Annotated in this window: 20 protein-coding genes and 1 pseudogene; 13 read left to right on the top strand and 8 right to left on the bottom strand. The window is 70.0% G+C overall.

Annotated features, from left to right (window positions below; translation table 11 throughout):
* Positions 1 to 182 precede the first annotated feature (182 nt).
* From ACWCO3_RS12040 to ACWCO3_RS12030, 3 genes are all read left to right on the top strand, one after another.
* A complete protein-coding gene (locus ACWCO3_RS12040) occupies positions 183 to 1,940 on the top strand; it encodes a family 16 glycoside hydrolase (protein ID WP_450009843.1) in 1,758 nt (585 codons plus the stop codon).
* 227 nt (positions 1,941 to 2,167) lie between these two features.
* On the top strand, positions 2,168 to 3,475 hold the full coding sequence (locus ACWCO3_RS12035) for an OmpL47-type beta-barrel domain-containing protein (RefSeq protein ID WP_450009845.1): 1,308 nt from the start codon (positions 2,168 to 2,170) through the stop codon (positions 3,473 to 3,475).
* 32 nt (positions 3,476 to 3,507) lie between these two features.
* Positions 3,508 to 4,485: a hypothetical protein gene (locus ACWCO3_RS12030; protein WP_450009841.1), complete on the top strand. Its 978-nt coding sequence runs from the start codon at positions 3,508 to 3,510 to the stop codon at positions 4,483 to 4,485.
* Positions 4,486 to 4,549: 64 nt separating this feature from the next.
* Here the strand turns inward: ACWCO3_RS12030 and ACWCO3_RS12025 are convergent, their stop codons facing one another.
* Together ACWCO3_RS12025 and ACWCO3_RS12020 are read right to left on the bottom strand one after the other, a co-directional pair.
* A complete protein-coding gene (locus ACWCO3_RS12025; RefSeq protein WP_357933098.1) occupies positions 4,550 to 5,053 on the bottom strand; it encodes a hypothetical protein in 504 nt (167 codons plus the stop codon).
* 120 nt (positions 5,054 to 5,173) lie between these two features.
* Positions 5,174 to 5,923, bottom strand: a complete 750-nt coding sequence (locus ACWCO3_RS12020) for a helix-turn-helix domain-containing protein (protein ID WP_358054052.1) — start codon at positions 5,921 to 5,923, stop codon at positions 5,174 to 5,176.
* 405 nt (positions 5,924 to 6,328) lie between these two features.
* Between ACWCO3_RS12020 and ACWCO3_RS12015 the strand changes: the two genes are divergently transcribed.
* The 4 genes and pseudogenes from ACWCO3_RS12015 to ACWCO3_RS12000 all read left to right on the top strand — a co-directional run bounded on the left by ACWCO3_RS12015 (position 6,329) and on the right by ACWCO3_RS12000 (position 7,623).
* Positions 6,329 to 6,547, top strand: a complete 219-nt coding sequence (locus ACWCO3_RS12015; protein WP_357933092.1) for a flavin reductase — start codon at positions 6,329 to 6,331, stop codon at positions 6,545 to 6,547.
* The gene (locus ACWCO3_RS12010) at positions 6,544 to 6,717 is read left to right on the top strand and encodes a hypothetical protein (protein WP_167393670.1); all 174 of its coding nucleotides are present in this window, start codon (positions 6,544 to 6,546) and stop codon (positions 6,715 to 6,717) included. Before ACWCO3_RS12015 ends, ACWCO3_RS12010 begins: the two co-directional genes overlap by 4 nt.
* A pseudogene (locus ACWCO3_RS12005) lies at positions 6,710 to 6,766 on the top strand (hypothetical protein); the annotation flags it as partial. The gene ACWCO3_RS12010 and the pseudogene ACWCO3_RS12005, both read left to right, overlap by 8 nt.
* A 227-nt stretch (positions 6,767 to 6,993) precedes the next feature.
* A complete protein-coding gene (locus tag ACWCO3_RS12000; RefSeq protein WP_357933089.1) occupies positions 6,994 to 7,623 on the top strand; it encodes a hypothetical protein in 630 nt (209 codons plus the stop codon).
* A gap of 89 nt (positions 7,624 to 7,712) precedes the next feature.
* Here the strand turns inward: ACWCO3_RS12000 and ACWCO3_RS11995 are convergent, their stop codons facing one another.
* Positions 7,713 to 8,810: a DUF1996 domain-containing protein gene (locus ACWCO3_RS11995; RefSeq protein WP_145782963.1), complete on the bottom strand. Its 1,098-nt coding sequence runs from the start codon at positions 8,808 to 8,810 to the stop codon at positions 7,713 to 7,715.
* Positions 8,811 to 9,279: 469 nt separating this feature from the next.
* Between ACWCO3_RS11995 and ACWCO3_RS11990 the strand changes: the two genes are divergently transcribed.
* The 4 genes from ACWCO3_RS11990 to ACWCO3_RS11975 all read left to right on the top strand — a co-directional run bounded on the left by ACWCO3_RS11990 (position 9,280) and on the right by ACWCO3_RS11975 (position 12,430).
* The gene (locus ACWCO3_RS11990; RefSeq protein WP_450009836.1) at positions 9,280 to 9,939 is read left to right on the top strand and encodes a hypothetical protein; all 660 of its coding nucleotides are present in this window, start codon (positions 9,280 to 9,282) and stop codon (positions 9,937 to 9,939) included.
* Between the two features lie 77 nt (positions 9,940 to 10,016).
* Complete coding sequence (locus ACWCO3_RS11985; protein WP_450009834.1) at positions 10,017 to 11,285, top strand: Ig-like domain-containing protein; 1,269 nt, start codon at positions 10,017 to 10,019, stop codon at positions 11,283 to 11,285.
* A gap of 57 nt (positions 11,286 to 11,342) precedes the next feature.
* Entirely contained in the window at positions 11,343 to 11,795 is a 453-nt protein-coding gene (locus ACWCO3_RS11980) for an Rv0361 family membrane protein (protein ID WP_145782958.1), read from the top strand.
* A gap of 251 nt (positions 11,796 to 12,046) precedes the next feature.
* A complete protein-coding gene (locus ACWCO3_RS11975; protein ID WP_145782956.1) occupies positions 12,047 to 12,430 on the top strand; it encodes a MerR family transcriptional regulator in 384 nt (127 codons plus the stop codon).
* A 73-nt stretch (positions 12,431 to 12,503) separates the two neighbouring features.
* Here the strand turns inward: ACWCO3_RS11975 and ACWCO3_RS11970 are convergent, their stop codons facing one another.
* Positions 12,504 to 13,598 (bottom strand): ROK family protein, encoded by a 1,095-nt coding sequence (locus ACWCO3_RS11970; protein ID WP_450009831.1) that lies wholly within the window; start codon positions 13,596 to 13,598, stop codon positions 12,504 to 12,506.
* A 50-nt stretch (positions 13,599 to 13,648) separates the two neighbouring features.
* Between ACWCO3_RS11970 and ACWCO3_RS11965 the strand changes: the two genes are divergently transcribed.
* Positions 13,649 to 14,866 (top strand): MFS transporter, encoded by a 1,218-nt coding sequence (locus tag ACWCO3_RS11965; RefSeq protein WP_358166653.1) that lies wholly within the window; start codon positions 13,649 to 13,651, stop codon positions 14,864 to 14,866.
* A 27-nt stretch (positions 14,867 to 14,893) separates the two neighbouring features.
* Here ACWCO3_RS11965 and ACWCO3_RS11960 read toward each other — a convergent pair whose 3' ends face one another.
* Both ACWCO3_RS11960 and ACWCO3_RS11955 read right to left on the bottom strand, forming a co-directional pair.
* Positions 14,894 to 16,222, bottom strand: coding sequence for an alpha/beta hydrolase (locus tag ACWCO3_RS11960; protein ID WP_450009829.1), 1,329 nt, complete (start codon positions 16,220 to 16,222; stop codon positions 14,894 to 14,896).
* Between the two features lie 93 nt (positions 16,223 to 16,315).
* Positions 16,316 to 17,701: a serine hydrolase domain-containing protein gene (locus ACWCO3_RS11955; protein ID WP_450009827.1), complete on the bottom strand. Its 1,386-nt coding sequence runs from the start codon at positions 17,699 to 17,701 to the stop codon at positions 16,316 to 16,318.
* Positions 17,702 to 17,932: 231 nt separating this feature from the next.
* On the opposite strand from ACWCO3_RS11955, the gene ACWCO3_RS11950 reads away from it, so the two are divergent.
* A complete protein-coding gene (locus ACWCO3_RS11950; RefSeq protein ID WP_145782948.1) occupies positions 17,933 to 19,309 on the top strand; it encodes an FAD-dependent oxidoreductase in 1,377 nt (458 codons plus the stop codon).
* Between the two features lie 46 nt (positions 19,310 to 19,355).
* Here the strand turns inward: ACWCO3_RS11950 and ACWCO3_RS11945 are convergent, their stop codons facing one another.
* Both ACWCO3_RS11945 and ACWCO3_RS11940 read right to left on the bottom strand, forming a co-directional pair.
* Complete coding sequence (locus ACWCO3_RS11945; RefSeq protein WP_145782946.1) at positions 19,356 to 19,832, bottom strand: heme-degrading domain-containing protein; 477 nt, start codon at positions 19,830 to 19,832, stop codon at positions 19,356 to 19,358.
* A gap of 49 nt (positions 19,833 to 19,881) precedes the next feature.
* Positions 19,882 to 21,354, bottom strand: a complete 1,473-nt coding sequence (locus tag ACWCO3_RS11940; RefSeq protein WP_358166662.1) for an SDR family NAD(P)-dependent oxidoreductase — start codon at positions 21,352 to 21,354, stop codon at positions 19,882 to 19,884.
* Positions 21,355 to 21,492: the final 138 nt, after the last annotated feature.

The following is a 21,492-nucleotide window of genomic DNA, read 5'->3' as shown; positions in this document are numbered from 1 at the left end:
GCTGACAGTGCCCGACTCGGCCGAGCAGCCCGGAGCGCAGCGATGAGCGAGCACGACTGGACCGAGGTGGTCGGCGCGATCGGCACCCGGACGCCTCGTCGCCCAGCCCCACCCTGGGCCCGGCCAAGTACGAGACGGCCACCATCATCACCTCCGCCGGCAACCAGGGCTGGCCGTACTGCATGGGCAACCGGCAGCCGTACCGGGACCGCAGCAACACCGACGCCACGGTGCTGACCGGCTGGTACGACTGCGACAACCTGAAGAACGAGTCGCCCCGCAACACCGGACTGGTGGACATCCCGGCCGCCCGGGACAACATGATCTGGTATTCACCCGACGGCGGCGGCCCGGTCTTCCCGAAGCGCACCGACGGCAGCGGCCTCCCGACCTACGTCGCGGCCGACGCCACCTACACCCAGCCGTACCTGCGCGGCGGCGGCCAGGCCATCATGTCCGGCCCGACGTACCACCGCGACCTCGTCGACACCGACAGCGGCGTGGCGTGGCCGGAGCACTGGGACGGCAAGTGGTTCATCGGCGACCAGTCGAACGCCGCCAACCGGGTCGCGGTGACGGTCGACCCGGCCGGTGTGCCGCAGGCGGCCCCACCGGTGTACGCCGAGTCGCTGCGGACCATCATCCCGGGCGGCAACGGCGACGCGCGCCTACAGAGCTGGATGGACGCCAAGTTCGGCCCGGACGGCGCGCTCTACCTGCTGGACTACGGCGGCGGGTTCTTCAGCCTGCACCCCAACCAGAAGCTGATCCGGATCACCTACACCGGTGGCGCACCCACCCCCGTACCGGCGGCGAACTCTGTCGCCGTGCAGAACAAGCCCCTGACCATCGCCTTCGACGGCGCACGCTCCGGCGGTGTCAGCCACCGGTGGGAGTTCGGCGACGGTGCCACGTCGACCGAGGCGAACCCCCGACACACGTACGCCACTGTCGGCACCTACACCGCGAAGCTGACCGTCACGTACGCCGACGGTGAGACGGCGACGGTGCAGAGCACCGTCACGGTGGGCTGCACGGTGCCGGACGACCGGCAGAACGTCTGGCTCGGTGACAGCGACACCGGCGTGCCCAGTCGCACGGTCGGGCAGGGCTGCACGGCCAACGACCTGATCGACGACGAGAGCACCTGGGCCGACCACGACGGTTTCGTCCGGCACGTCAAGGCGGTGGCCCAGGCGTTGCAGGACGACGACCTGCTCAGCGCCCGGGAGGCCGGCACCCTGACCCGCCTGGCCGCCGCGTCGGAGATTGGCCGGGACGGGCACACCGGGTACGAGCCGCTCTACGACGGCACCGCCGATTCGCTGCGCGGTTGGCAGCAGGCGCCGACCGGATCGTTCGCGATCCAGCCGGACGGTTCGCTGCGGCCCAGCGGAGGTCTGGGCATGCTCTGGCACACCAAGGAACTCGGCGACTTCTCGCTGCGGCTCCAGTTCAAGGACATCGCACCGGGCACCGGCCGGGCCAACACCGGCGTCTTCATCCGGTTCCCGGACCTGCGAACCCCTCTGGAGCAGCGCCCACCGGGCAGTTGCGGCACCGTCGGCTCGGCCCGGACCTCGACCGCGTGGATGGCGATCTACTGCGGACACGAGATCCAGATCTACGACGGCGACACCGGTGAGCCGCAGAAGACCGGCTCGGTCTACAACTTCGACCCGGTGCCGCTCGCCCAGGCCGGCGTGACGCCGAAGAACGAGTGGAACGACTACGAGATCCGCGTCGTCGGGCAGCACTACACGATGATCCGCAACGGCGTGGTGATCAACGAGTTCGACAACACACCCGGCAAGCAGTCGTCGCGTGCCGGCGACCCGCCGACCGATCTGCGGCAGTTCCTGCGCGGCTTCATCGGTCTGCAGAACCACGGTGACAACGACCTGGCCGAGTTCCGCAACGTCCGCGTACGGGAACTCTAGGAGAGACGATGCCCCGACGAATAACGGCAGTGCTGGCGGCGCTCCTGCTCACGGTGACCCCGTGGGCGGCGACGCCGGCCTCCGCCGCCTCCCGAGCCGCGGCACAGGTGCTGACCTGGACCGCCGACGGCGACATCACCCGCTACAAGTCCGCACCCGCCCAAGCGGTGGCCGGCGAGACCACGATCATCTGGGAGAACAGCGAGGCCACCGGCAACACCATCGGGATGCCGCACACGCTGACCTTCGATACCAGCACCGAGGGCTACAACCACGACGTCACGCTGAACATCCTGGCCAGTCCGTTCGACGCCAACAACGGCCGCCACCAGGCGACAGTGACCCTCACCCCGGGCCGGTACCGGTACTTCTGCTCGATCCCCGGCCACAGCCAGATGGTCGGCGAACTGGTCGTCACCGAGGGCGGAGGGGGTGGCGACACCACACCGCCGACGGTGGCCGCCACCGTGGCAGGTGACCAGGACCCGGACGGCAACTACCTCGGCGCGGCCACGGTGACAGTCACGGCCACCGACGCCGACTCGGGTGTGGAGACCGTCGAGTACCAGGTCGACGACACGAGCTTCCATCCGTACACCGAGCCGGTGCGGGTGACCGCGATCGGCGACCACTCGGTGCAGTTCCGGGCTACCGACCAGGCCGGCAACACCAGCGCCGTCGGGTCGGTGTCGTTCCGGATCGTCGAGCCGGGGGAGGAGGACACCACTCCGCCGGAGGTGAAGGCCGCGCTGGCCGGCGACCGCGACGGCGACGGCAACTACGTCGGTACGGCCACCGCCACGCTGACCGCGACCGACGCCGGGTCCGGTGTCGCCACCATCGAGTACTCGTTGGACGGGGCCGCCTTCACCGCGTACACGAGCCCGGTCGTCGTGACCGCGGTCGGGATGCACATGCTGCACTACCGGGCCACCGACGTCGCCGGTAACACGTCGGCCGAGCAGATGTCCCACTTCACGGTCGTCGAGCCGCAGGCCGAGGACACCACGCCACCCACCGTCACCGCCACGGTGGCCGGCGACCGGAACGACGACGGCGCGTACGTCGGCGGCGCGACGGTGACCGTCACTGCCACCGACGCCGAGTCGGGCGTGGCGACAGTCGAGTACGCGCTGGACACCGGCGCCTGGACCGGGTACTCCGCTCCGGTCACCGTTCGCGCCACCGGCGCGCACACGGTGCGTGTGCGGGCGACGGACAAGGCGGGGAACGCGTCCGCCGAGCAGTCGACGACGTTCACAGTGGTCGCCGACGGCACCGACGCCTGCCCGGAGTCCGACACCCGGGCGACGGTGGTCATCGACGGTGACGACACCGGTGTCCGCAACGTCGACACCGGCAACGGCTGCACCATCAACGATCTGATCGACGAACACGCCGACTACCCCGGCCACGCCGACTTCGTCCGGCACGTCGAGGCGGTCACCCTCGCGTTGGTGACCGGCGGAACGCTCGACCGGCGACAGCAGGGCGCCATCGTCCGGGCCGCGGCCCGATCGGACGTCGGCGCATGAGTCCTCGAATCTTCTCGACAGGGAGTACCACGATGCCCGGACGTACCGTCGCCAAGCTGGCCACAGTGACCGCCGTCGTCGCCGCCTCGGTGCTGACCGTGGCCCCCACCGCCCACGCCGACCTGGTCACCCACTGCATCGGCACCGGCGGAGCGGTGACCGTGCCTAACGACCTGTACGTGCCGGCCGGCGAGTCCTGCGCGCTGACCGGCACCACGATCACCGGCAACGTCACCGTCGCCGCCGGCGGCAACCTGGTGGTGACCGGCGGCCGGATCAGTGGTGAGGTACGCGTTTCCGCGGACGGCTACCTCGACGCCACGGAGACCACGGTCGACGGCCAGGTGGTGCTCGCCGCCGGTGGGTACGGCATCTTCCTGAAGGACGCCCGGACCGGCACGGTGACCGTGCGGCCGAAGGGCAGCGCGACCATCGACAGCTTCCTGTTCGCGGAGGAGTCGACTGTCGCCGGCAACGTCACGGTCGGGGCCGGTGAGGTCCGGCTCGACCGGGGCACCCAGGTGGAGCGCAACCTCAGCAGCACCGGCACCTACTACACCGACCTGCACGACTCGTTCGTCGACGGCACGCTGTCGGTGCTCAACAGCGCCACCGGCAGCGTGGTGTGCGGCAGCGCGGTGCGCGGCAAGGCCACATTCGCCGGCAACCTGGGCGGCGTGCAAATCGGCCCGAACGGTGGGCTCGACAGCTGCGCCTCCGGTGGCTACTGGGGTGCCGACGTCAGCATCACCAGCACCACCGGTGGTGTCACGGTGGACGACAACATCATCAACGGTCAGTTGACGGTGACGGGCAACGACCCGGTCGCCCAGGTGGCCGCCAACAACCGGATCCGTGGTGGCGTGACCGGTGACCAGGCGGCGGCGACCACCAACCGGGCGGCGCGGATGGCCGCTGCCGATCGGGAGGACGCCGGCGACCAGCGCGCCGAGATCCGCCGTACCTCGGCGGTGCAGGAGGCCACCGAGGCGGGCGCGGCGAAGCTCTGACCGATCGATGCGACGGCGGCCGGTTGCCCTCTGGGTGACCGGCCACCGCCGTCGTATCGACCGGCTAGACGGTCTTCGCGTCGGTGCTGTTGGACAGGGAGTACGGAGTCCATGGCTGATCGACGAACTGCACAGGCCGCTCGATCGGCGAATGGGTACCCTGGCCTGCCTTGTCCTCGGCGACAAGAGGACTCGGCGCAGTAAGGGCGAGATGGTACTCCGCCCAGTAGACCGCGCTGGCTACGACGTAGTCCTCGATCGAGTCCGGCTTCAACAGGTAGATGTTCGTGTTGCGGGTCGGTCCGATCCTTGCCTGGATGGCGTCCCTTTCGTCGTCCGTGGGGTGTCGCAGATGGATCGGCCCTCCACCGGCCCAGCAAGAGATCCGCTCGATGTTCCTGAAGCAGATGTCGAGCACCCGGAACTCGCTGTCGCTGTGACTATCCTCGATCTCCGCGGGGGAGGGGAATCCACGGAACAACGCGTACCCGTGGCCGCCGTGCCGATAGCCGATGAGGCTGAACGACCTGGGATCGGTGAATCCCAGCTTGCCGCGTACCAGGGTCAACGGAAGACCGTCCTTCTGCCCGAGTGTGCTCCACCATATTTGACGTGTCGTGCCCGTCCGGGGGCACGGCCCGCGACACGAGAGCCGACTCCGGCTGTTCCGACAGCGCCCGTACGTGCGTCACGTCACCGACGTGTTGTAGCGATCGAGCGTTGCCTTGGACGTTGAAGCGTCTTGGAAGACAAGCTCCCACGGGCCGGTGTTTACGTCCATGTCCTTGCCGAATCCGACCCACTTTCCGGCCATCCGGCGACCCGTGGGCTCGGCCAGGAGCTGGATCGCGCCGTGATACCGGGCGCCCCGGTAGTAGCCGGCGGGATCGGTCTGCTCCACCCACGTGCCTGTGACAACGGCACCGTCCACGGTCAGATCCATCGAGAGCGACGAGGCCGCCGAGCCGGGCAGGCTGCGCACGGTCAGCCTGTCGCCATGCTGAAGCATCACGACGAAGTGTTGCCCGGCGAAGGAGTCCCCCCGGCCGCTGGAGTAGTACTGATAGCGGCTGAGCCAAACACCTTCGTACGACCCGTGGACCGTGGCGGGCTTGGCCGTTAGTGTCGGCGTGGCCAGGCTGGACAGGGGAGAGGTCAGGTCGTGGCCACCCCGTTCGTCGTCAATGACGTGTTCGCCGGGCACCGCAGCGAAGCCCAGTAGCGAGATGGGTAGGCCGGTGACGACCTCCAGCGCGCGGGCGTAGACGGGGCGCGGCGCGGTGATCGCGCCCGACTCCCATCGTTGGACGAGTCTCTTGTTGGCGTCGTTGGGTTCGCCGACGCGGTGGCCGGCAGCCTGGAGCGCGCGAGCAAAGTCGTCTTGGCTCATGCGCATTCCGGTACGGACAGCGCGCAACGCGATGTTGGGGGCGGCCATGACCGCCACGATAGCGCTATGTCGCCTAAATGTCGTCACCAATGTGGCCTCTCTGTCGCATTTTGTGCCGTCGCAGCCGGTGACGCTCTGACGTCATTGTGAACCTGCGATGGCGGAGGGCGCAGCCGCGTTTCGGTGACGGAGGTGGCAATGCCGGGCAAGGGTGGCGAGCCAACGGCAGGGCGGGGCGAGCAAATCCAGGCGGCCGAGCGGGAAGCGGCCAAGCGGCGGCTTCTTGCCGAGGCGGAGGCGGATCGAATACCGGTGGAGGAGACCACGCGGGCGGTGCCGGATCGGCGGTGGCTTCGTGGGCGGCGTTGAGCTGGTGCGGGTCGAGCGGCGGGTGGCGTCCTGGCGGGGCCGTCCGATCAACTGCGGCCAGTGGCCCAGCCAGGACGGCCCGGAGTGACGGCGCACCATCCGGTCAAGCCGGCCTGGACGTGCGGCGGGTGCGCGGGGGAGTGGCCTTGCCAGACCCGGCGCCGGGAGTTGCGAGCCGAGTACGAAGGAGCCCCGGTGTCGCTGGCCCTCTACCTGGCCGCCCATCTCGTCGCCGCCACTCAGGACCTGGCCCACGTCCCCGCTGGCCACCTGCATCACCGCTTTCTCGGCTGGACCCGATGAGCATCCTGCGACCCGGTGATGAGAAGTTCCACTACAGCGACGGCTCGCACAAGTGGATCCCGCCGGACCCGGACTACGACCAGGCGGTCTGGGACGAGCAGGTCCGCCAGCACAAGCACGGCCACCTCAGGAACGAGCGGCCGAAGGTCCGCATCCAGCGCCTTGTCTGATGCCAACAGTGCCGGTGCCGTCCGTGACGACGTCGAACTACCCGAGGTCTACGCCTTGCTGGTCACCACCTCCCGCGCCGCCGCGCACACGGATCTCGACGAGGAGGTGAAGCCCGCACACTCTCCATCGTCTTCGACGGCCCGCGCCACATCCGAACGCACGGGTGCGGACACCAACCCGAACCACCCCGGCGTCGTAGTCGAGCAGACGTACGCGGCAGTCTCGTCACGGCCCGTGCTTGCGCGCCGGTGCCAGCGTCGGAAGAATCCCCGGTCATGTCGGAAGATCATCAGTCGGGGCATGGCGGGGACGAGACGGACACCGAGGACCACGTCGCCTCGTGCCCCATCGGCGCGGAGTTGGCCGATCAGCTCATCGGGCTTGCCGACCTGCCCTGGCACGAGCCGGCCGCCACCAGCCGGGCGATGCGGACCCTCGACTGGTCCACCGACGGGGTGCCGACCGACGAGGCGCGCTTCGTCACCCCGGCCGGCCACGCCGTGTACACCGACTACGGCCTCTACCTGCCCTTCGTCCACTACTACGTGGTGGGCGGAGAGTTGTGGCCGGACGACTTCTGGGGTTCGCAACCCGGCTGGACGAGTGAGCGGGGCGCCGGGCGCGTGGAGTTCGAGGCGTACCTCGACGCGGCGATCGACCGGTTCGCCGAGCGGCTCGGCCCACCGGAGTGTGACGTCCGGACCGAGGGCAGGTACCTCGCCATCGGTAGCTACTCCTGGCGGTACGCGGCCTGGCGGCGGGGCGGCACCATCCTCGTGGTCGGCCCTGCCCTGGACGGCTACTCCTACGGCCAGGACGAGGAGGCCGTCGTCTACATCGGGGAGTTTGCCCAGGATCGGGCGTTCCCGGCAGCCGCGGAGTTCCTCAACCTGCTGCGCAAGTAGGTAGGCACCTCGAACGGTGCGAGGCCTCCGGCATCGGGTTCGGCCTGGAAGCCGAACCGTCCACCGGAGACCTCGCAGGACCGGTCAGCTCAGAAGTTGCCGGCCGAGTTGCACTTCACGCCCTGGTCGAGGCAGTTGCGCACCCGTGCGGCGAGCGCCTCGTCCTTCCACGCGTTGAAGAAGTCCGCGTGCATGGAGAACGAGGTGCCGGACGCGAGGGTGATGCCGTCGGTGTTCGCGCTCAGCGGGTACGAGATCACGAAGGACACCGAGGGGACCGGCACCGGGTGGCTCTTCGGGCACGCCCCGGTGTGGTCGCCGTTGGCCATGTGGGCCTTGTGGTTCGGGCTGTCCAGATGCTTGCCGTCCCAGCAGTCCGGGAAGGTGATCTGGCGGACGATGTTCGCGGTCTTGGCGCAGACCGGGAACGTCTTGTCCGCGCTGCGGCCGATCTCGCCGCCGATGCCGGCGCACCAGAAGTGGTTGCCCTGCTTGTCCGGGGTGTCGACCTGGTTCTTCGCGTCGCCGGTGATCATGCGTAGGCCGAACGGGAAGGGCTGGGTCTTGCTCGGGTCCTTCAGGCGGGATCCGTAGTAGACGGTCACCTCCGTCGGGTCGACGACCTTGCCGTTCTGGTACATGGTCGGCACCCAGTAGGCGGACTGGTCGTCCGGCGAGTTGCAGGTGGTCGCCTTCGACGCCCGCAACGACTCGGCGGTCGAGTTGGCGTCGGTCGACTTGTTGCCCCAGAACGTGTGGTTGTGGGAGCCGCCGACCAGCTTGGGCAGCACGATCGGGTCGTCGCTGTTGTGGTGGCTGACCTTGCAGCCGACGTTGAACTCGGGCACCTTGACCGGGTTGCCGGTCACCGCCTTGGGCTTGCGCGCGAAGAAGGCCTTCGTCGCGGCGGCCTGCCCGGCGGCGTCGATGGTGATCCAACCACCGGAGGCGGTGGGCGGGGCGGTGCTGGTCGACGGGGTCGCCGGCTTACCGGAGGCGGACGGGGTGGCCGAGGTGCTCGGAGCGCCCGGCGTGGCCGACGCGTCGCCGGGAGCGGCGGACGTTGGCGTCTGCGGGCCGGAGGAGCCGATGCCGGTGTCGCTGGAGGGGCTCGACGCGCCGGGTGTTCCCGGAATGTCCTTGCAACCGCCGGCGAACGCCACGCTCACCAACAGCAGGGCGGTCACGGAACGGCGGAGCCTGGGAGTGGATCGCACATTGAACAAGAGGGGTCACCTTTCTTCCGAGAACGAAGAGTACGAGTCGACCCCCTGCTCCATTCCAACTGAGACGATTAAGTCTCCCTTAAATATCGCTCTGCGATTGCTCGCTCCGCTGTGCGGAGTGGTCGCGCTGTCGTATCAATCTCATTTCCCTGATTTTCTTCGAAAAACTGTAATCGAGGGCGGTGTGGATACTCCACTCTCAGGCGGGCGACTGCCTCGCGCGGGGCAGCGTCGCGCGGCGTTCGTGACTGCCGGTCGCCGGCCTGACCCGGACTCCTCACGTGGCCCCTCACGTGGTGGACGGGGGCCAAGGTCTTGATGATGCCTCCCGCGGTGCGGGTGGGGCTACGGTGTTGGCTTGCGGGGTGCCGGGTCGGGGTCAACTGGGGCAGGCGTGTCCGCGCCTGGTGACGACAGGTAGGAGCCGGCGGTGGAGATGGTCGAGCAGCTCATATCCCGGACGGACGCCACCTACCAGCGATGGTTGGCCTCGGTCACCGACGACGTCGTCGCCGATGGAGTGGTCGTGTACTGCCGGGAATCCGTGCTGGAGCGCAACACGACCTACGAAGTCGGCGAGTGGCTCACGGGCTACCTCATGATCGGCCAAGAAGGCGATCGGGGGTTCTTGCTCAGGTGCGACGGCAGCGGCGGCCCTGTGTTCTGGGCCGACCTGGGCGCTTTCGGCGACGTCGACCTCGATGGTGCCGCCCCGGCGTTCGAGGTGTGGCTGCGTTCCGGCTTCGCCCTGGCAGCCGACCCGGCGCCGGACCTGCCGCCAACCGCCGACGTCTATGTGGGCGGGATTCCGATCGACGCAGTTCAGCTGCTGGCACGGGCAAGGAAGCTGCTGGGTGTGGATTGGCGGTTCGGGGATCTCCGGGGCCTGCTCGCCGCCCAACCGTTCCTGGCGGCGAGGTCAGCTCATCTGTACGCGCTGCGTCGCGCCCTGGCATACGCCCCTGAGTTGCGGCCGTACCTGCTCTACGCCACCGCCCACGGCCTGAGAACGGTATGGCCGACCGACAGCAAAGAGAGCACTGGTCGCGGTCGACGCGTCGACGAAAGCGTTTCCGACCTTTCTTCGTGATTGCCGGAAACGGCGCGATATCGCCTCCCGGCGGGGAAGAATTGCGGCCACGGAAACACGAGAGCCGGGGGCGTTCGATGGGGTTGTGGCGACGGATGGCGCTGGTGGTGGTGTCCGTCGTGGCCACACCGCTGGTCCTCGGTGGATGCACCACCGAGCGCAAGGCCCCCGTGCGGCTCGCGGAGCGGGAGGTGCCGGCGCCGGAGTTGACTCTGACGCCCGCCGACCGATCCCGCGACGTGCCGGTCAGCGCCGAGGTCACCGCACAGGTCACCGGAGGAAAGGTCGTCGTCGTACGCATCGCCGACGACAAGGGCATGCTGGTCAGGGCGGAACGACGGGAGGACAGCTCGGCCTGGGTGCCCACCGTTGCGTTGCGACCGCGGAGCACCTACACCGTCGAGGTGATCGCCGTCGGCGACGCCGGCCGGACCACCACCCGTACGACGACCTTCACCACGATGCCGACGTCGACGAAGCCGCAGGTGACCAGCACGCTGTACGTCGCCGACGGCCGGACGTACGGCACGGCCATGCCGGTGACCATCGGCTTCGATCCGCCCGTCGCCAGGGCGGCCCGCGCCGACGTGCAGCGTCGGCTGTTCGTCACGACGAACCCACCGCAGCCCGGGGTCTGGTCCTGGCTGGACGACGGCAGTCAGGTCTACTACCGCGCCCCCGACTTCTGGCGACCGGGCACCACGATCAGCGTCCGCGCCGCTCTGGAGGGTCTGCCGATCGGCGAGAACCTCGTCGGAGACGCCGACCGCACCGCGACGTTCCGGATCGGACGTCAGGTGGCACTCGAGGTCGACAACGCCACCAAGCAGATGCGCGTGCTGCGCGACGGCAAGGTGATCCGCAGGATCCCGGTCAGCCTGGGCAAGCCGAGCACCCCGACCTCCAGCGGCAAGATGGTGATCATGGAGAAGCACCAGCGCACCACCTTCGACACCCGCGGCGAGCCGAACGGCGGCTACGTGGTGAACGTCGCGGACGCGCAACGCCTCACCTGGGGCGGTGAGTTCATCCACGGAGCGCCCTGGTCCGTGTCGGATCAGGGACACCGCAACGTGTCGCACGGCTGCACGAACGTCTCGCCGGCCAACGCCGACTGGCTGATGAAGGTCACCCAGGTCGGTGATCTGGTCACCTTCACCGGCACCGAGGTCCGGCTGGAGGCGGGCAACGGCTGGACGGCCTGGAACACCAGTTGGGAGCAGTTCGTCAAGGGCAGTGCTCTGCCCGTACCCGCTGGTCCTCGGCCGGGACCGCCCGAGACGCCGCGCCCGGGCGCGGTCGCGGACGGCTCGCCGACGCCGGGGCCTACCGCCTCCACCGACTGAACCGGCAGGCGTCCGGCGGGAGTACGACGGTTGCCCGCCGTGCCTACCCTCCGGGCCATGACGTACGAGCCCATGATGGTTGCCCGCCAGAAGCCGAACCGGACCACTCGTACCGTCCTGATCGTCGTCGCCGCGGTGCTCGTGGTGTGCTGCGCGGTCGGTGCCTGCGGAGGTTTCTGGTTCTACCGCAGTGTCAAGGAGGCCGTGGAGCCGGCCCGGGCGGCGACGGTGGCGTTCCTCGACGACGTTCAGGCTGGCAACTACCCGGGCGCGTATGGGCGGCTGTGCGACGAGGTGCGCGAAACGATGACGCTGGAGGAGTTCGCCCGGATCCAGGCCGCCCAGCTGAAGATCAGCAGCTACGAGATCGTCGGTGTGAACGTCAGCAACTACAACGGGCGGGTTACCGCGACGGCCACCGTCCAGGCGGTCCAGGAAACCACGGGAGCGCAGTTCACGCAGGGCATGAGGCTGGTGAAGGAAAATGGTGAGTGGCACGTCTGCCAGTGAGCACGACGTCGTGGGCGACGCCCGCACATGCCCTGACGACTATCGCCCGGTTGGGGCGTAGAAGGCGCTCGGATCGTTGGCGAGGGACGCCTTGACGTGTGCGCTCCACTCGTCGGCAAGGACCTCGATCCGGCCGGCTTCAAGCCTCCTGAGGAGTTTCAAAGACGAGCGGTACGCGCGCTACGCTGAAACCTGACGTGAACGTGAGGGACAAGGTCGTGTGGCAGGCGTCACCGGCCGGGGGAGGATCCATGCGCATCGGCGAACTCGCCACGGCTGCCGGGGTGTCGGTGCGCGCCCTGCGCTACTACGAGGAGCAGGGCCTGCTGACTGCCGCACGCAGCAGTGGCGGGCAGCGTCACTACGGCGACAGCGCTGTCGAGCGGGTACAGCTCATCCAGACGTTGTACGCGGCCGGCCTGTCCAGCCGCACGATCCTGGACCTGCTGCCCTGCGTCGACGCGAAGGTCAACACGCCGGAGTCCCGGGCGCTGCTGCGCGCCGAACGTGCCCGCATCGACGAGCAGATCAGCCAACTCCGCAGCGCGCGGGACCGGCTCGACGCGGTCATCGCCCTCAGCGAGAGCCCGGCCAGCGGATGCACCCACGTGGAATCCGCCGCACTGGTGGCGTAGCGGTTCGACGGCGCGGCACGCCTGGGCGCCGCCGACCGGTGTCGGTGGCCGCGCCCGCACGGTCCGGCGGCGCTCAGATCGGGGCCAGCGCCGGCACGCCGTAGTGCTGGTCGAGGACCTGCATGGCGGCGCCCGCGGCGATGGCGTCCGCGCCGAGGCTGGACAGGGTCACCGTCGTGGTGAGCCAGTCCGCGCGTCGCGCGTCGGCCCGGACGGCCCCGGTCACCGCTGTGAGATAGGTCTGCGGATGCCGAAGGAGGTCCGCGCCGGCCAGCACGACGTGGGCCAGGTCGAGGGTCTGGAGCAGGTTGACCACGCCCACCGCCACGACGCGAGCGGCGCGGGCGATGTCTCCGGTGTCGGCGGCGTGGTTGTGCACGATCTCCAGGCACCCGTGGCGGCCGCAGACACAGCGGGGGCCGTCCAGGTCGACGACAGTGTGGCCGAATTCGCCAGCGTTGGTGTGCGCGCCCCGGTGGGCGGTGCCGCCCAGCCAGAAGCCGCCGCCGATACCCGACTCGATCATGATGAGGGCCGCGTCGCCGAACGTCGCGCCGTGCCGCCAGGCCTCGGCCGTGATCCCCGCGGTGACGTCCTTGTCGAGGTGGACGGGCAGGTCGAGGTGCTTCTCGGCGATCTCGCGCAGCGGTACGTCGTGCCAGTGCCGCAGGCCGTGGGCACCCCGGACCAGGCCGTTGGCGTGGTCCAACGGGCCGATCATGCCGATGCCCACGCCGGCGAGTTTGCCCCGCACGCCGCCGCTGTTGGTCATCGCATCGACGCCGGACGCCAGGGCGTCGAGAAGCTGTTCGGGGGTGAAGTCGTCCGGCAGCGGACTCACCGCCGAGTGGCGCACGGCACCGGCCAGGTCGACCAGGACCAGCCGCAGTGTGCGCCGGGCCACGTGGGCCCCGATCGCGTACCGGCTGTCGGGGACGAGTTCGTAGACGACGGCAGGCTTGCCGATGCCCGCACGACGGACACCGACGGGACGGATCAGGCCGTCGCCGGTCAGACGGGCGATGACCTTGGAGACCGCCTGCGGCGTCAGCCCGGTCGCCTCGACCACCGTCGACCGCTCGAACGTCCGCCCGGTACGCCCCAGCGCCATGACCCGCGCCTGGTTGTAGCCGCGCAGGAACGTGACGTCGGCAGTGATGCGAGTCATCTCGCCACTCTATTACGCAACGCTGTTGCTAAATTTTCTCGGTGATCGGGATGAGCAGAGGACGACAGGTGGCGGCGCTTGTCGCGTTGGCACTCGGTGGTGTGGCGATCGGTCTGACCGAGTTCGTGGCGATGGGCCTGCTGCCCGACATCGCGCGCGGTCTGCTCCCGCAGGAGTACGCCCAGTCGTCGTCGAACGCGGTCGCCCGCGCCGGCTGGATGATCACCGCGTACGCGCTCGGCGTTGTCGTGGGCGCACCCCTGATCGCCGCGCTGAGCGCACGCCTGCCACGCAAGAAGCTCGTACTCGGACTGCTCGCGCTCTTCGCCGTCGGCACCGTCGCGTCCGCGATCGCCCCCACCTTCGACCTGGTGATGGTGGCCCGGTTCGCGGCGGCGTTGCCGCACGGCGCGTACTTCGGCGCGGCGGGCCTGCTCGCGGCCACCCTGATGGGCCCCGGCAACGAGGCCCGCGGCTTCGCCATCGTGCTCAGCGGTCTGACCGTGAGCAACGTGGTCGGCGTACCCCTCATCACGCGGCTCGGGCAGGCGGCCGGCTGGCGCCTCGCGTACCTGGTCATCGCCGGCGTCTTCGTGCTCACCCTGCTGGCGGTCCTGGCGGTCGTCCCGGAGGTCGCCGCGGCGGTCGACGGCTCGCCGGCCGCCGAGTTGCGGGCGCTGCGGACGTCGCAGGTCTGGTTGGTCGCCGCGACCGGCGCGATCGGCTTCGCCGGGTTCTTCGCTGTGAACACCTACATCGCACCAGTCACCACCGACGTCACCGGTCTCTCGGCCGCGACGGTGCCCTGGGCGCTGGTGGCGGTGGGTCTCGGCATGACCGTCGGCAACGCCCTGGGTGGTTGGTTGGCGGACCGTGACCTCCGGCGCAGCATGGTCATCGGTTTCGTCGCGATGATCGTGAGCATCACGACGTTCAGCCTCGTCGCGTCGAGCCCGGTCGGCCTGTTCGTCGGCGCGTTCCTGGTCGGCGCGACCAGCCTCTACCTCGGGCCCGTCCTCCAGGCGCGCCTGATCACCGTCGCACCCGGAGCACAGCTGATGGGCGCGGCGCTCAACCAGTCGGCCATGAACATCGCGAACAGCCTGGGTGCGGCCCTGGGCAGCGTCGCCATCGCCGCCGGCCTCGGCTACCTCGCACCGGCCCGGGTGGGCATCGTCCTGGCGGTCGTCGGCCTGGCCCTGGGAGTGGTCAGCTTCGCGGTCGGGCGACGCGAGCGCGAGCGGACCCCGGCCACCGTCGCGGGTTGAGGCAGCCGGGCTGCCCGTCGGACCGGGTCAGAAGTCGTCGACGTTGACCGACACGCGATGGGCGCTCGACCGCCAGTTCGGCGCGTTGATCACGTCGTGTCCGCCGCCGCGTTGACCCACGGTGATCCGTACGAGGCCGAGGTGCGCCGGTGCCGCCGGGATGAACAGGTCCATGCCGGTGATGAAGGTCTGGCTGAAGAACTCCGGCAGGGGAGCGGTCAGGTCGCTCACGCCGTCGCTGCCGTCGTCGAACGCGAAGATCGCAATCGTCCGCTTGGCCCGTGGCGCGTTCGCCGCGTTCAGGACGTCAGTGCCGTTGATCCAGAGGTGGTCGCCGGCTTCGCCCTGGTCGCCCCACCATTCCTTTTGGCGTTGGATCGTCAGCGCCGTGTGCCGGTCGCTGGTGTCCACCAGCGCGCCGAGCCCTTCGCCGGGCACGCTCGTCGCGAGGCGTACGAACGAGTCCGAGCGAAGGAACGGCTGGAAGTAGAAGTGGTGCGTCGGTGCGCCGGAGCGCACGATCGCGAACTCGTAGCGGGCCGCGGCGAGTACCGGGACGGGACCGAACGAGCCGTCGCCACTCAGTGCCAACCGGTGCGTGGGCCGGTGCGACAACCGACCGCCGGTCAGGGAGCTGACCGGGTAGACCTCGACAGTCGCGTCGGTGACGCCGGCGTTGCTCGGGAAGAGCACCGCGCGACCGGAGACCAGGGCGGTGCCGAAGAGCTGGGGCGTGATCCGTGTCGTGTGCGGCGCCCGACCCTGGAGGAACCGGAAGATCTCGCCGAACGACTCCGGCGAGGACACGGTCTGCGTGTGGGACTGGTCGGGGAGGTGCACGTTCGTCGCGCCGACGACGGCGCGGGCCGGGTCGCCCTCACCCCAGATGGCGAGGGTGGGCACACCACCGGGCAGGGAGGCGGCGGGGCGCCCGTCCAGGTTGACGTAGTGGGCGACGCGGGCGGCGCGTGCCGGTGAACTGTTCAGATAGCCCTGCATGACGAAGGTGCCGAGGGAATGCGCGAGCAGGTCGACCCGGTCCGCGCCGGTCGTCGCCAACAGACGGGTGATCCGTGCGTCGAGCCCCGCGTACACCTGGGGCAGGATCGTGGCGATGTTCGGTGAGTCGTACTCGTGGGCCTCAATGACGTCGATCGGGTAGCCGTTGCTGGCGAGACGCTTGGCCTGGGACTGGAACTGCGTCGCCGACCCGGCGCTGCCGTGCACGAAGATCACCGGGCGGTACGTCGGTGTGGTGGCGGCGTCGGCGGCCCGTGGGACGGGAGCGACGGACAAGCCGACCGCGAGGGCGCCCCCGGCCAGTACGGAGAGCAGTCTCCGGCGAGACACGTGCATCGGTCCTCCACCCTGAGCGACGAAGTATCTGCACTGATAGCGCAAGTATCGTGTCAGGGTGCGGCGCGGCGGTCTACACCTGACGGTCGTCGATCAGTTGACCTCTTTCGCGAGCAGGTCGCCGAGAGAGGCGCGGACCGGATCGGGATTCGACCAACTCCAGTTGGGGTGCGCGCGGTTGGTGAGCAGCGCGAGGACGAGCTTCCGGGCCGGGTCGACCAGGAGTGACGGGCCGGCGAAACCGGTGTGGCCGAAGGTCCGGGCGGAGGCGAGCCGGCCCATGAACCAACTCTGGTTGAGCACGACCCCGAGTCCGTGGGCGGCGGTCCGGTTCGGCCGCTCCGGGTCGATCGCTGGTTTCCCGGAGTTCTGGTTGGTGAGCATCCGACGCACCGTCGTCGCGGAGAGGATCTTCCTGCCCTGGTGGGTGCCGCCGTTGAGGAGCATCTGCCCGATGACGGCCAGGTCGCCGGCGGTGGCGAAGATGCCGGCGTGACCGGCCACGCCGCCGAGGTGGTTGGCGACATCGTCGTGGACGGTGCCCCGGAGCAGACCCCGGGACGAGCGGGCGTCGGTGGCGACGAGCCGGCTGGCCTTCGCGCTGCCCGACAGCCAGGTGTTCGGGTTGAAGCCGGTGTCGCGTAGGCCGAGCGGGCCGGTGAGGTTGCTCTTGAGCGCCTGGTCGAGCCGCTGGCCGGTGACCTTCTCGACGATCTTGCCGGCGACCATGAGCCCGACGCTGGAATAGCGGAACGTGGTGCCGGGCACGGCGCCGGAGACCAGCCCGGTGGTGAGCACGGCGTTCCAGCGGGCCGTGTTGTCGGCAAGCCCGGTGACCTTCGCGCCGACCGGGAGACCGCTGGTGTGGGTCAGCAGCATCTCGACGGTGATCCGCTCGGTGCCGGCTCCGGTGAAGCCGGGCAGGTAGTCGCGCACCGGCGCGCCCAGCTCGACCCGACCTTTGTCGACCTGTTGCAACAGCAGGATGGCCGTGTACACCTTCGTGACCGAGGCGAGGTCGAAGATGGAGTCCGGGCGCATCTCGACGCGCTGGCCCGCCGGCAGCAGTTTGGGCCCGGCGCCGTAGCGCAACGCCTCCCCGACCGCGGTGTGCACAGTCGTCTTCCCGTCGACCAGGACCACGGCGACCGCGCCGGGAAAGCCCTTGTGCTGCACGGTCTGCGGCGTGGCGGGCAGGTGCCGCCGCAGCAGCGCCGTCACCTCCTGCGCATAGCGGGCCTGGCCGGCGGGCGCGGCACCGCCGCTCGCGGAGGCCGCGGCGCTCGGCGTACCCGACGGCGGTGTGGTCTTCCCGGCCGCGCCGAAGCCCACCCGGTTGCCGGCGGCGTCGGTCGCGGTCACCGCGTCACCGGGCCCGGCCACACCGGATTCCGGAGCGCCGTTGTCGCCGCAACCGGTGACGGCGGAGGTCGCGGCGGCCAGGCCGGCGAGAAGGAGGGTACGACGCGCAACGGGCATGCCGGAGATCGTGACAGTCGGCATCGTCGCACGCCAATCGGCCGTCCGAACGACGGTCGTGTCCACCCCGTCGTCCGACACGTGGTCATCTGGCAGACACAGACGGTTGCCCTTCAGGTGGTTGTGCGACGATCGGCGGGCGTCACGCCGGACGACCGTCCACCGGTCCGCCCGCCCACCGAACGCCGGCGGCACGGAGGGCACCACACCTCGTATCCCTTGGAGAGCACGATGTCCCTCTCCCCATCCCGGGTCTTCGCGGAGCTGAACGCGGTCCGACCCCCTGACCAGACCTCCCCGACGATGGGTCGGGCCGTCGTGGTCGGCGGCAGCGTCGCCGGCCTGCTGGCCGCCCGGGTGCTGTCCGACCATGCCGACAGCGTCGTCATCATCGACCGGGACGACCCGCAGGTGGCCGGGGCGCGGCCCGGCGTACCCCAGGGGACGCAGCTGCACGCGTTGCTGCCCGGCGGCTTCCTCCAGCTGGAGCGCCTGTTTCCCGGCTTCCGCGACGCGGCGCTGGCACGCGGGGCGGTCGAGGCGCCACCCGAGGCGCGGCGCAACTACCTCGACGGCCGCCCGAAGGTCGTCGTCCCCGACGACGCCGACAGCCTGGCCGGCAGCCGCCCGCTCCTGGAAGGGCTGATCCGCCAGCAGGTGCTCCGGCTCCCCAACGTCAAGACGATCACCGCACGCGCCACAGGTCTCGTGTTCGACGGCGCGGCGGTCACCGGGGTCCGCTGCGAGGTCGCCGGGGTCACCGGCGTGGAGACCGGTGACCTCGTGGTGGACGCCATGGGTCGGTCGAGCAGACTCTCGGACTGGTTGGAGCAGGCCGGCTGGGAGCGGCCGGCCACCCGGCGGATGACAGTGCACCTGAACTACGCGACAGCCCTGTTCCGCCGCCCGGAGGTCACCCCGGCCACGACCGTGGTGTTGGCGCTGCACACCCCGAGGATGGCGATGGACGTGGCCGGGGCCGCGTTCTTCGCCATCGAGGACGGTCGGTGGATGGCCATGATGGCCGGCTACGGCAACGACCGACCGGGGCGTACGCCGGAGGACTTCGTCCGTCGCCTGCGCGAGCAGTTCCCGCCGGAGTTCGGCGAGGTCGCCGACCAGGAGATGCTGGGCGACGTCCAGACCTACCACCACGCCGACAGCCGCCGACGGGACTTCCACGCGCTGAAGCGGTTCCCGGCTGGCCTGGTCAGCGTCGGTGACGCCGTCGCGTCATTCAACCCGGTGTACGGGCAGGGGATGACGTCGGCGGCTCTACACGCGGCCTGCCTGTCGACGTACCTTCGGTCCAACCCGGATCCGCGGACGCCCGCGCGTCACTTCCTCGCGTTGCAGCAGGTCGTCGTCGACGCCGCCTGGTCGATCTCGACCTCCGCCGACCTGGCGTTGCCCCACGTCGACGGGCCCTACCCGCGCGGCTACCGGATCTCCAGTTGGGCGAGCCGCCAGATCATCGAAGCGACCGTCACGGACGTGGCAACAGCACGCCGGTTCAACGAGGTCGTCTCCATGCGTGAACACCCGCGCTCGCTGGCCCGACCCGGCGTGCTCCTCGGCGCCCTGCGCGCCAACCGACGGGCGCGTTGACGACCGAACCCGGCGGCCTCGTGTGAGGGCCGCCGGGGCCGCCGCGTCAGCGGGGAAGCTTGCGGAGGATGTCGACGACGAAACGGTGGTCGTCGAGCTGCGGCAGCCCGGAGACACCGACCCAACCCACCACGCCGGTGCCCCGGACGCGTAGCGGCACCGCGCCCCCGGCCGCCGCGTACCGCTCGGCCGGCAGACCGTACCGTTCGGCCAGCGTCACCTGCTTGTCCTGGCACAACCGGGCCATGTACAGCGACGAGTGCTCGAAGCGCATCACCACGCGCCCCTTGCGGCGCAGCCACGCGTCGTTGTCCGCCGTCGAGCCCGGCAGGCCACAGTGGAAGAGCTGGCGTCCCGCCCGCCACACCCCGATCGACACCGGCAGTCGCTGCTCACTCGCGGCGGCGACGGCGAGCATCCCCAGCTCGTACGCGTCCGTCTCGGACAGGCCCGCGAGTTCCAGCTCGCTCTCCTCGCGCAGCAGCTCGTCCAGCGTCGGCCACGCGTCACGGTCGTCTGACATGTTCTTCTTCTCCTCGTCGTTGCGGGCGGTCACCCGTCGTTGCGGGCGATCACCAGGCGCAGGGCGCGTAGTCCTTCAGGAAACAGCCGTACAGGTCTTCGCCCTGCTCACCACGGACGATCGGGTCGTACACCCGGGCGGCGCCGTCGACCAGGTCCAGCGGGGCGTGGAAGCCCTCGTCGGCCAGGCGCATCTTGGTCGGGTGCGGCCGTTCGTCGGTGATCCAGCCGGTGTCGACGCTGGTCATCAGGATGCCGTCGGTCAACATCTCCTCGGCGCTGGTACGGGTCAGCATGTTCAACGCGGCCTTGGCCATGTTGGTGTGCGGGTGCCCCGGCCCCTTGTAGCCACGGCCGAACTGGCCCTCCATCGCCGACACGTTCACCACGTACTTACGGCGGGCCGACGCGGCGGCCATCGCCGGGCGCAGCCTGCTGACCAACACGAACGGCGCGGTCACGTTGCACAGCTGCACTTCGAGCAGCTCGACCGGGTCGACCTCCTGCACCCGCTGAACCCAGCTGTTGACCGAGTCGAGGTCCGGTACGAGGCCCCCGGCGTCGATTGCCGTGGACGCCGCGATCCGCTCCGGCGAGGCGGAACCGCTGGTCAGCGCCAACGCGGTGAGCGCGTGCGGGGTGAGCCCGGCGGTGAGCGCGCCTGCCGGGGCGTCTTGCCCACCCGGCTTCGCGAACGTGATCAACTCCGGCAGTGGGCCGTCCGGCAGTGCCGCGGCCTCAGCGGCGACCAGCTGCGCGTACGCCCCGGGGGAGCGGCGGACGGTCTGTGCCGCGTTGTTGATCAGGATGTCCAGAGGGCCCTGACTGCTCACCGAGTCGGCGAGGGCGATCACCTGCGCCGGGTCACGCAGGTCGATCCCGACGATGCGCAGGCGGTGCAGCCAGTCGGCGCTGTCCGGCATCGCGGCGAACCGGCGTACCGCATCGTGCGGGAACCGCGTGGTCACCGTCGTGTGGGCGCCGTCGCGCAGCAGCCGCAACGCGATGTACATGCCGATCTTCGCTCGGCCGCCGGTGAGGAGCGCGCGCCGGCCGGTCAGGTCGGTACGGGCGTCGCGGCGCTCCCGGTTGAGCGTCGCGCAGGACGGGCAGAGCTGGTGATAGAAGGCGTCCACCTGGTGGTAGCGCTGCTTGCAGACGTAGCAGCCGCGCGGGTTGTGCAGGAAGCCCGCCGTCTCGCCCGCGACCGATGACGCGAGCGGGATGCCCTGGGTCTCGTCGTCGATCCTCCCGGGAGCACCGGTGGCGGTGGCCTCCGTCACCGCCCGGTCGGCGGCGAGGACGGCGTCTCGCCGCTCCTCTCGTCGCCGCTGCTTGACCACCTTGTAGAGCCGGGCGGTGGCCCGCTGCACCCGCACCACGTCCGGGTGGTCGGAGGGCAGCGCCTCCAACGCCTCGAAGACGCTGAGGCAGGTCTCCAGCCGTTCTCGGTCAATGCCCTGCTGACCGCGTTCGCGGTCAAGGCCCTTCTGACCGTTTTCGGTAATGTTGTCCACCGTCATGCGTCGTCGTCTCGTCCCGTATCCCGTGCCGGGTCACCCCAGCTCGCCCCAAGTCCGACCCGAAACTGTACGCACCGCGCGGCCACCGACGCACCTCACGGCCGCCCCGGCCTTCGGACGGACTCGGCGGCTGCCCCC

It is taken from the genome of Micromonospora sp. NPDC002411, assembly GCF_053592955.1.
The sequence above is the reverse complement of the archived record's forward strand: the minus strand, read 5'-3'. Positions and strand labels throughout refer to the sequence as shown.